At 36.0% G+C, this 10,790-nt stretch carries 8 protein-coding genes; 7 read left to right on the top strand and 1 reads right to left on the bottom strand.

Annotated elements, in window-relative coordinates; all coding sequences use genetic code 11:
* Nucleotides 1-1,029, bottom strand: a 1,029-nt coding sequence (locus tag E0F76_RS19110) for a GntR family transcriptional regulator (protein WP_132010122.1), incomplete at its 3' end; no start/stop codon positions are given.
* 534 nt (nt 1,030-1,563) lie between these two features.
* On the opposite strand from E0F76_RS19110, the gene rhaT reads away from it, so the two are divergent.
* From rhaT to E0F76_RS19075, 7 genes are all read left to right on the top strand, one after another.
* Nucleotides 1,564-2,613 (top strand): L-rhamnose/proton symporter RhaT, encoded by a 1,050-nt coding sequence (rhaT, locus tag E0F76_RS19105; protein WP_132010119.1) that lies wholly within the window; start codon nt 1,564-1,566, stop codon nt 2,611-2,613.
* Nucleotides 2,614-2,657: 44 nt separating this feature from the next.
* Entirely contained in the window at nt 2,658-4,799 is a 2,142-nt protein-coding gene (locus E0F76_RS19100; RefSeq protein WP_132010116.1) for a bifunctional aldolase/short-chain dehydrogenase, read from the top strand.
* Nucleotides 4,800-4,977: 178 nt separating this feature from the next.
* The gene (locus tag E0F76_RS19095; protein ID WP_132010113.1) at nt 4,978-6,252 is read left to right on the top strand and encodes a TIM barrel protein; all 1,275 of its coding nucleotides are present in this window, start codon (nt 4,978-4,980) and stop codon (nt 6,250-6,252) included.
* Nucleotides 6,253-6,331: 79 nt separating this feature from the next.
* Complete coding sequence (locus tag E0F76_RS19090) at nt 6,332-7,687, top strand: FGGY-family carbohydrate kinase (RefSeq protein WP_132010110.1); 1,356 nt, start codon at nt 6,332-6,334, stop codon at nt 7,685-7,687.
* 256 nt (nt 7,688-7,943) lie between these two features.
* Nucleotides 7,944-8,678 (top strand): (Fe-S)-binding protein, encoded by a 735-nt coding sequence (locus E0F76_RS19085; RefSeq protein WP_132010107.1) that lies wholly within the window; start codon nt 7,944-7,946, stop codon nt 8,676-8,678.
* A 157-nt stretch (nt 8,679-8,835) separates the two neighbouring features.
* Entirely contained in the window at nt 8,836-10,230 is a 1,395-nt protein-coding gene (locus tag E0F76_RS19080; protein ID WP_132010104.1) for a lactate utilization protein B, read from the top strand.
* The coding region (locus tag E0F76_RS19075; RefSeq protein ID WP_132010101.1) for a LutC/YkgG family protein at nt 10,223-10,790 on the top strand (568 nt) is incomplete at its 3' end. The genes E0F76_RS19080 and E0F76_RS19075, both read left to right, overlap by 8 nt.

Here is a 10,790-nt window from a genome sequence, read left to right as displayed (position 1 = left end):
TCTATCAATAAAATTAAAAGGGATTTTGACTTCTCCTTTTTCATTATTGAGTATCATGCTAGCAGCTGTAGCTCCCATTTTATTAAAGTCAGTTGATATAACAGTAATTCCCAGAAGTTCTTTTAGGGGTGTATCGTTGTAAGATATTATTCCGATGTCTTTACCTAAAACATATTCTTCATCTCTAATTTGTTTGACCAGATTAACCAAATCAGACTCTTCAATGGTGATAAATAAGTCTCCTTTTTTGATAATCATGTCATCGTAAACTTCATCTAGTATTTCAAAGTTGATTTTATTTTCAACACAAAATTTTCTAAAGCCGTGCAAAATTCTTCTTGGGTAAGGATAAACCGCTTTTTCAGGATAAACCAAAATCAATTTCTTGTACGTTTGTATTTTTGGTAGTCCTTCTATTAAAGCATTATAAATATCATTTTCAAAATCTTGGTAAATTTTAATRATTTCCCCATCCATTCCAAGTTTAATGTTGTCCATTATAACCAGTTTTTCTTTGGGTATTTTTTTAATTGCTTTGTTTACATCATCAGTAAAACTTATGTGTTGCAGGTCTTTACTTTTGAAATGAGTCGTAATAACATAATAATCGTAGGCCCCTTCGAATTTGTCTAATAAATTCAAAAACAAACTTTCATCACAGTGGTAGATATGCAAATCGGTATGAGCATTTGCGCCAACAGTATTGATAAAGGAGTTGTACGTTTTCATCTTATAGGCACTTAGTTTATTAAGTAAGAACAAAATATTTACCTTAGCAACAAGTTTTGTTCTGGTGATATAATATCCCTTTCCTCTAATAGAAGAAATTATTTTACGTTCTTTTAAAATATTATAGGCTTTTTCCACCGTATCCCTAGACATATAAAACTCTTCACTAAAGCTGTTTATGGAGGGTATTTTTTCATTAATTTTTAAATTACCATTTCCGATATTGTATAAGATAGAATCCACAATTTGCTTGTATTTAGGAATCCTAGAGTCTTCATCTATTTTAAGTAATTTAAGCATGTTCATATTTTATAATTTGTATCCATTTTAAAACTTAAAAAGGGTATTTTTTTTGATTGAATTTTTCAGTTTTAGAACTTTTTTTGAAATTACGAAACGATAATAGTTTGTTTTTTTTCCTTTGTGAAGTGCTATTTCACACTCCAATTTTGATTGTTTATTAATGGTACAATCGATTACACAAATGTAAATTTTATATTCGTTTTTTTACCATAATCTCATTTTTATTTTAAATAAAAAAAATGATTAACAAAAAAATATTGCTAATTTATTCATTATTTAATTATAAAAGGCAGTTTTTTCATTGGTTGTTTTAAAAAAGTGGTACTATTTTCTAAGTCATAAATCAAGCCATAGAAAGGCATCAAATACGAAGGAGTTTTTTTATTACATTTTAATATTTAGCTACAAAAGCTTTGCTTAGATTTTAAAGTATATGTAGGAATTCGTTAAAGGATAGTACAGGATAGTTTTCTTTTTCGCTTTCCTTTAATTTGTAGTAACAGAATACATAACTAACAATTAAAATACCAAATGGAATCATTACTCGGATTGCTTTTTCATTCTATAGGAGGTTTCTCTTCAGGAAGTTTTTATATGCCCTTCAAAAAGGTTAAGGGTTGGGCTTGGGAAAGCTACTGGATTGTGGGTGGTTTTTTTTCCTGGTTAATTGTTCCTCCAATAGCCGCGTATTTGACGATACCCAATTTTTCTGAAATTATTGCAGCAGCAGCACCCACTATAAAAGCCTTTACCTTCTCGATGGGTTTGATTTGGGGAATTGGAGGTCTTACGTATGGTCTTGGAGTTCGCTATTTGGGAATGTCATTAGGAAATTCCATTACCTTAGGTTTTTGTTCTGCATTTGGAGCATTAGTACCTTCTATTTATTATAATTTTTATCCTGCTCAAGGTAAGGTATCCTTTTCGGATATGTTGCATAGCACAGGAGGTCAAATGGTCTTATTAGGTGTTTTAGTTTGCTTGATCGGTATTGGGATTTCTGGAAAAGCAGGCATGCTAAAAGAAGCCGATTTTGCAGTTGGACATGAAGACAGAGACAAAGAATTCAGCCTTGTAAAAGGATTAATAATAGCCGTAATTTCAGGTATCCTTAGTTCGTTTTTTAATTTTGGAATAGAAGCAGGAAAACCGATGGCTGAAGAAGCGGTAAGACAAGGCTTCAATCCTTTGTTTCAAAACAATGTTACCTATGTCGTTCTGCTTTGGGGAGGATTGACCACTAATTTTATCTGGTGTATGTATCTTAATTTCAAAAATAAAACATTTGGAGATTATACCAATACAAAAACACCAATAGCTAAAAACACTTTATTCTCAGCAATCGCCGGAACCCTTTGGTTTTTACAATTCTTCTTTTATGGAATGGGAGAAAGCAAGCTAGGTAACGGAGCCAGTTCTTGGATTGTTCATATGGCTACCATTATTTTAACAGCCAATTTTTGGGGTTTTTACCTAAAAGAATGGTCAGGAGTATCTAAAAAGACCTTTAGAACATTTCTATGGGGAATTGGATTAATACTGGCTTCGATCGTATTGGTAGGAATTGGAAATTCACTTTAACACTATAAAAACAGATACTTTTTGATCACTTTTAATACAACACTATGTCAAATATAAATACAAATAACATGACTTTTCAGCACGTAAGCTATCTTTGGGATGAAGCAAAAGCAAAGGAATTAGCAGGAGATGAAGTAGCACTTTTTATCTATCGTTCTAATTTATTAGGAGCCGATTTAAGATTAACAAATTATGGAGGAGGAAATACTTCTGTTAAAATTACGGATAAAGATCCATTGACAGGAACCGAGTCTGAAGTAATGTGGATCAAAGGTTCAGGTGGAGACATTGGAACATTAACAAAATCAGGTTGTGCAGCACTTTATTTAGAAAGATTGCGCAATCTTGAAAATGTATATAGAGGAATTGAATTTGAAGATGAGATGGTAGAATTGTTCAATCACTGTATCTTTGATTTAGCATCAAAAGCACCATCAATCGATACGCCATTGCACGGTTTCTTGCCATTCGCTCATATCGATCACTTGCATCCCGATGCTGCAATTGCAATATGCGCTGCAAAAGAGGGAAAAAAAATCACCGAAGAATTATTCAACGGAGAAATAGGCTGGGTAGGATGGCAACGTCCTGGTTTCGATTTAGGTTTGCAAATGCGTGCTTGTCTAGAAGAAGCTGCTGCCAAAGGAAAAAAATTAAAAGGAGTCATGTTAGGTTCTCACGGTTTGTTTACTTGGGGAGACACTTCATACGAAAGTTATATCAACACGCTGGAAGTAATCGAAAAGTGTGCAGAATATTTAGAAAGTAACTACGGAAAAACGCGTCCCGTTTTTGGAGGTCAAAAACTGGAAAGCCTTGCTGAAGAAGCTCGTAAAGAAAAAGCAGCGAAAGTAGCACCTATTTTACGTGGATTCTGTTCGTCAGAGCGTAAAATGATAGGTCATTATACGGATGATGCAAGAGTATTAGAGTTTATTAATTCGAATGATTTGGAAAAATTGGCTCCACTAGGAACCTCTTGTCCAGACCACTTCTTACGTACTAAAATCAGTCCAATGGTTCTAGAATTAGATCCAAACGAAGATTTAACGGATGTTGAAGCCATTAAAGCAAAATTAACTCCTGCTTTTGAAGCCTACCGCAAAATGTATGCAGACTATTATGATACCTGCAAAAAATCAAATTCACCAGCCATGCGTGATCCGAATCCAGTGGTAATTTTATATCCAGGAGTAGGTATGTTTACTTTTGCAAAAGATAAAACAATGGCGCGTTTGGCATCAGAATATTATATCAATGCCGTAAACGTGATGAAAGGGGCAGAAGCCGTTTCAGAATACACTTCATTGCCACGTCAAGAAGCTTTTGATATCGAATACTGGTTGCTAGAAGAAGCTAAATTACAACGTATGGCAAAACCAAAAGCATTATCAGGAAGAATCGCTTTGATTACGGGTTCTGCGGGAGGAATAGGAAAAGCTATCGCTAAGAAATTTGCCGAAGAAGGCGCTTGCGTAGTGATCAACGATATCAACGAAGAGCGTTTAGAAACCGCTACTGCTGATTTTATTAAAATGTTTGGAAAAGATGCTGTTTCAAGTACTTCATTGAACGTAACCGATGAAAAAAGCACTGAATTAGCTTTGGACGCTGCTTGTTTGGCTTTTGGAGGAGCTGATATTATAGTAAACAATGCAGGAATTAGTATTTCTAAATCGATTGCAGAGCATACCTTAGAAGAGTGGGATAGATTGTATGATATTTTGGTAAAAGGACAATTTATAGTTTCTAAAGCCGGAACAGCAGTAATGCGCAAACAAGGATTTGGTGGTGATATCGTAAATATTGTGTCTAAAAATGCAGTAGTTGCAGGACCCAACAACCCAGGTTATGGTTCAGCCAAAGCGGCTCAGGCACATTTGACTCGTTTGATGGCAGCCGAATTAGGTCCGGATAAAATCCGTGTCAATACGGTTAATCCAGATGCAGTAATCTCTGACTCTAACATTTGGTCAGGTGGTTGGGCAGATGGACGTGCTAAAGCGTACGGAATTACAGTTGCGGAATTGCCTGCATACTATGCAAAGCGCACCTTATTAAATGAAATTATATTGCCGGATGATATTGCTAATGCTTGTTTTGCATTTGTAGGTGGTTTGTTGAATAAATCAACTGGAAATGCCTTAAATGTAGATGGTGGAGTAGCAATGGGCTTTTACAGATAAATTTGAAGTTTGGTTTTTAGTTTGATTTTTCTAACGTCCGGATCGATCGGACGTTAGATTTTTTTAAATCAACCATTATTTAGATGCTACTACAACCGCAACCGCACCTTCAAAAACTAAAACTTAGTTATATTCTATTTCAAAAATAAGTTTTTATTTAACTTTATAAAAAAATACCATGTTAATTGATTCCAACAAAATAGCCTCACATAATGACGATTTACTACAATCGCATCAAAATAAATTAATTTTCACCGCTTCTGAAATTGCAGAAACGGAAAATATTATCAAAAAATTAATCGATTTTCAAATCGCAATTCCATCTTGGGCTTTAGGGACAGGAGGAACACGTTTTGGTCGTTTTCCAGGTGGCGGAGAACCACGTTCCTTAGAAGAAAAAATGGAAGATGTAGGATTGCTACACGCTTTAAACAATTCTTCAGGAGCCATTTCCTTGCACATTCCATGGGATATTCCATCGGATTATAACGCCATTAAAGCATTGGCGGCGCAACACAATCTAAAATTTGATGCGGTAAATTCGAATACGTTTCAAAACCAAGCCAATCAAGAACATTCTTATAAATTTGGATCGTTGCAAAACGTAAACAAAGCCATTCGTAAACAAGCTGTAGATCATAATATCGAAGTCATCAAACAAGGAATCGAATTGGGTTCTGAGTCATTGACGGTTTGGTTGGCCGATGGTTCTTGTTTTCCAGGTCAATTGAATTTTCGTAAAGCCTACCAAAATACCTTGGAAAGCTTAGAAGAAATTTATGCTGCCTTGCCAGCCAACTGGAAATTATTTTTAGAATACAAATGTGCCGAACCTAATTTTTACTCTACCACAGTGGCCGATTGGGGACAATCCTATTCTTACGTAAAAAAATTAGGAGATAAAGCCTTGACATTGGTCGATTTAGGACACCATTTGCCAAATGCCAATATCGAACAAATAGTATCCTTATTATTGATGGAAGAAAAATTGGGTGGTTTCCACTTCAATGATTCGAAATATGGTGATGATGATTTAACCGCTGGCGCATTAAAACCCTACCAATTATTCCTGATTTTCAATGAGTTGGTAGAAGGAATGGACGCCAGAGGAATGAACCATGCCAAGGATTTAGGTTGGATGATTGATGCATCACACAATGTAAAAGACCCCATGGAAGATTTATTGCAATCGGTTGAAGCCATTATGATTGCTTATGCACAAGCCCTTTCGGTGGACAGAAAAGCATTGGAAATTGCTCAAGAAGAGAATGATGTAGTACGAGCGCAAGAAATTTTACAAAATGCCTACCGCACTGATGTTCGTGCCTTGGTTGCCGAAGCGCGTTTGCGTTCCGGTGCAGCATTGAACCCCGTTGCTTTGTACCGTAATCTGAACGTTAGAAAAGGACTAATTACCGAAAGAGGATTGAATACCATAGCTACAGGCTTGTAAAAATAATTATGAGTTATGAATTATGAGTTATAATTCATAACTCAAAACTCATAATTCATAACTCATAACTCATAATTCAATGAATGTAGTTGCTATTTTTGATATTGGAAAGACAAACAAAAAAGTTTTTTTGTTTAATGAAAATTATCAAATTGTTTGGGAAAAATCAGTAGTGCTGGATGAAACTGTGGATGAAGATGGTTTTCCTTGCGAGAATAGTGTCGCACTCAAAAACTGGATAGCCGACCGATTTACAGAACTAAAAGAGCTGAAAGAATACATTCTGAAAGCCGTTAATTTTAGTACTTATGGCGCTAGTTTTATATATGTAGACCATGATGGAAATGCGTTGACACCACTGTATAATTACTTAAAACCGTATCCAGAAGAATTATTAGAAGCTTTTTATCCAAAATACAAAGGGAAGAAAAAGTTTGCTGTAAAAACGGCATCACCACTGTTGGGAAGTTTGAATTCAGGCATGCAAATTTACAGATTCAAGGAAGAAAAGCCGGAATTGTTTGCCAAAGTAAAGTATTGTCTGCATTTGCCACAATACCTGAGTTCCATTTTCACCCATCAGTATTTTACGGATATTACAAGTATTGGTTGTCATACCAGTCTTTGGAATTTTAAGAAAATGAAATACCATAAATGGGTAACCAATGAGGGAATACTAGACAAATTGCCACCCATTCATAATGCCGAGGTATCCATAAAAATCGAGAATGAAATTGCAGTAGGTATTGGTTTGCATGATAGTTCGGCTGCCCTAATTCCTTATATCCTTAATTTCACCGAGCCTTTTGTGTTATTGTCCACTGGAACTTGGAGTATTTCCTTGAATCCGTTCAATGATACGCCTTTGACTCCAGAGGAACTGCAAAAAGATTGTTTGTGTTTTTTACAATACAAAAACGTGCCTGTAAAAGCAGCTCGATTGTTTGCTGGAAATACCCACGAAATGCAATCGAAACGCATTGCACATCATTTTGAATTGCCCAGTGATTTCTATAAAGAAATAACGTATAACAAAGATGTTATAGCCGATTTGAAGATAACCAATTTTAAAGAAATCTCTTTGAATACGGATACTTACATAGAAAAATGCCCTTTCGAAAATCGGAATTTGGATAAATTCAAAAATTACGAAGTAGCCTACCATCAATTAATTATGGATATTGTTACACAACAAAAATTGTCCACACATTTGGTGATTCACAATAGCCCAGTAAAGAAAATATTTGTTGACGGTGGATTCAGTAAAAATGCTATTTTTATGAATCTATTGGCACAAGCATTCCCAGCAATGGAAGTATATGCGGCTTCAATGGCTCAAGCCAGTGCATTAGGTGCTGCTTTAGCTATTCATAATAGTTGGAATCCAAAACCTATCCAAAATGATTTGATAGATTTAAAATTTTATAAGCATTAAATAATGCTAACACGAATTTGAAGAAAGTGGTTGGACTTTAAAGATTTAAACTTAACTTTCATTACGATAATATTCTAAAATACTATCTGCGAAAATCTGCAAAATCCGCAAAATCTGCGTGCTAATTTTTTTTAAGCAGCTTTTTACATATTTGGAAGCTTTTTAAAAGAATTAGACAGCATTACGCAATTTGGTGCCTTTTGTGTTGAAAAAAAATAATTATAGTTCGCAAAGCGGACAGTAATACATAGAACAAATGAAAATCGGACTTTTTATCCCCTGTTACGTAGATCAGTTTTATCCCAATGTGGGCATTGCTACTTATGAATTGTTACAAAAATTAGGTTGTGATGTTCGTTTTCCAATGAAGCAAACCTGTTGCGGACAACCCATGGCCAATAGCGGCTACGAACATCTGACCCAAGGTTGCGATGCTAATTTTGTTGCCAATTTTGCGGAGTTCGATTATATTGTTTGCCCTTCGGGAAGTTGTGTTTTGCATGTAAAAGAGCATTTACACGATGAAAAAAACGAAGCCGCATCAGCAAAAATCAGAAAATCAGTATTTGAATTAACGGAATTTATCACCGATATTTTAAAAGTAGCAACCATTGAAGGAAATTTTCCACACAAAGTAGGAATGCATATTAGTTGTCACGGGCAACGAGGTTTAAAGCTTTCGCAAATGAGCGAATTAAACGCAGCTCCTTTCTCTAAACCCGAGCAATTATTACATGGAATCAAGGGCATTGAAATCGCTTCACTCAACCGAAAAGACGAATGCTGTGGTTTTGGCGGTACGTTTTGTGTTACCGAAGAAGCCATTTCTGTTAAAATGGGAAAAGACCGCATCAAAGACCACGAAGAGCAAGGAGTGGAATACATCACCGGTTTTGATATGTCTTGTTTGATGCACTTGGAAGGAATATTGAGAAGAGAAAAAAGTCCCATCAAAACGATTCATATTGCTGAAATTTTAAATTCGAAATAACAAAACTAAATCAGATTCCAAATAGTAGCCCTAATTAATTTGTGAAATTTGTGGTTCATTTTTTAAAAATTCAATACAAAATTCGATATTTCTAGATTAATTACAAAGGTTTTTCAGCAAACAAGTATAATCAATAGAAAACAATAGTTATCCACTTATGAAAAATAACTTGTCACATAGCCAAGCAGCCGAAATTTTCAATAAAGATGAAAAGCGTGTCGATTGGCACGATGAAACCCTGTGGTTTGTTCGTGAAAAAAGAGATAAATCTTCACATCAGATTCCGGGTTGGGAACTGTTGAGAGAAACGGCTTCGCAAATCAAAAACAATGTACTTTCGAATATGCATCATTATTTGCAGGAATTTGAAGCCAATGCCTTGAAAAATGGCATCATTGTACATTGGGCTGCCGATGGAGAAGAGCACAATAAAATCGTGCATTCCATAATGGAAAAAAACGGAGCAACGCAGATGGTGAAATCCAAATCGATGCTTACCGAGGAATGCCATTTGAACGACTATTTATCCGAAAAAGGAATCGATGTTATCGATACCGATTTGGGAGAACGTATTGTCCAATTGCGAAATGAACCACCAAGTCATATTGTTTTACCCGCCATTCACCTTAAAAAACAAGACGTAAGCGAAACTTTTCACGAACATCTAGGAACTGAAAAGGGAAATAACGACCCGCAATATTTAACCGAAGCCGCGCGATTACACCTTAGAGATAAATTTCTAACCCGAAAAGTAGCTCTGACAGGCGTTAATTTTGCCATTGCCGAAACGGGTGAAATTGTGGTTTGCACCAACGAAGGAAATGCCGATATGGGCGTACACCTTGCCGATGTGCATATTGCCTGTATGGGTTTCGAAAAAATAATTCCAGAGCGCAAACATTTGGGTGTTTTTCTGAGATTATTAGCCAGAAGTGCCACAGGACAACCTATCACCACTTTTTCGAGTCATTTCAAAAAACCAAGAGCAGGAAAAGAAATGCATCTCGTCATCGTTGATAATGGAAGAAGCACCCAATTGGGAAGACCTGATTTTAGAAATTCATTAAAATGCATTCGTTGTGCTGCATGTATGAATACCTGCCCGGTGTACAGACGCAGTGGCGGACACAGTTATCACACTGCGGTGGCTGGACCTATCGGTTCTATTTTGGCTCCGAATCTCGATATGAAACAAAATGCCGATTTGCCATTTGCCAGTACACTTTGTGGCTCTTGTTCCAATGTATGTCCCGTGAAAATTGACATACACGACCAATTGTACAAATGGCGTCAGGTATTGGTAAAAGAAGGGTATACACCAAAAGCAAAAACGGTGGCTATGAAAGGAATGTCGGCTGTTTTGGCGAATCCAGTGGTATTTGATTTAGCAGGAAAAGCAGGAAGATTTGTGATGAAGAATGCACCATTTATGGTGAATAACGGCCTAAATGCCTGGTACAAACAAAGAGAAATGCCTGCGCCACCAACAGAGTCATTTCGAGAATGGTACAAGAAAAACGGGACAGAATTTAAAGAAAAAGACAATGAGTAGTAGAGTCAGCATTTTAGATAAAATAAAACAAAACCAGCCTTCAACAGTAACTGAATTACCCGAATTAGCCGGCTTGGAATTTACAGTTCCAGCTGTTTTAGAAACCTATAAAACCGTTTTGAAAAGTATTGGTGGTGATTATGTTGAAGTCACCAATTATAATGACATCGTTGCCTTTGTCAAAAATAATTATGCAACTCAAAAAAGAATAATTACCACCCTTCCAGAATTGGCAGAAATTGCTGCATTGGATTGGTTCCATGATGATCCCCATAGTTTAGAAGATGTGGAATTAACCCTAGTAAAAGCCCATTTTGGAGTGGCCGAGAATTCAGCTCTTTGGGTAACTGACGATATTTTAGGACAACGAGTAGCACCTTTTATTACGCAGTATTTGGCTATTGTAGTCAATAAAAACGATATTATCACGACGATGCATCAAGCGTATGATCGCATTGGTAACCAAGAATATGGTTTTGGAACGTTCATTGCGGGTCCGTCCAAAACAGCTGATATTGAACAATCTTTAGTCTTGGGAGCACATGGCGCTAGAGGATTAA

The organism is Flavobacterium cellulosilyticum, assembly GCF_004349355.1.
Taxonomy (GTDB): domain Bacteria; phylum Bacteroidota; class Bacteroidia; order Flavobacteriales; family Flavobacteriaceae; genus Flavobacterium; species Flavobacterium cellulosilyticum.
Note: the sequence above shows the minus strand (reverse complement) of the source record. Positions and strands in the feature narration are given on the sequence as shown.

Excerpts from the sequence above, each read along its gene's own strand:
- rhaT (WP_132010119.1), top strand. The coding sequence starts at position 1,564 with ATGGAATCATTACTCGGATTGCTTTTTCATTCTATAGGAGGTTTCTCT.
- E0F76_RS19100 (WP_132010116.1), top strand. The coding sequence starts at position 2,658 with ATGTCAAATATAAATACAAATAACATGACTTTTCAGCACGTAAGCTAT.
- E0F76_RS19095 (WP_132010113.1), top strand. The coding sequence starts at position 4,978 with ATGTTAATTGATTCCAACAAAATAGCCTCACATAATGACGATTTACTA.
- E0F76_RS19090 (WP_132010110.1), top strand. The coding sequence starts at position 6,332 with ATGAATGTAGTTGCTATTTTTGATATTGGAAAGACAAACAAAAAAGTT.
- E0F76_RS19085 (WP_132010107.1), top strand. The coding sequence starts at position 7,944 with ATGAAAATCGGACTTTTTATCCCCTGTTACGTAGATCAGTTTTATCCC.
- E0F76_RS19080 (WP_132010104.1), top strand. The coding sequence starts at position 8,836 with ATGAAAAATAACTTGTCACATAGCCAAGCAGCCGAAATTTTCAATAAA.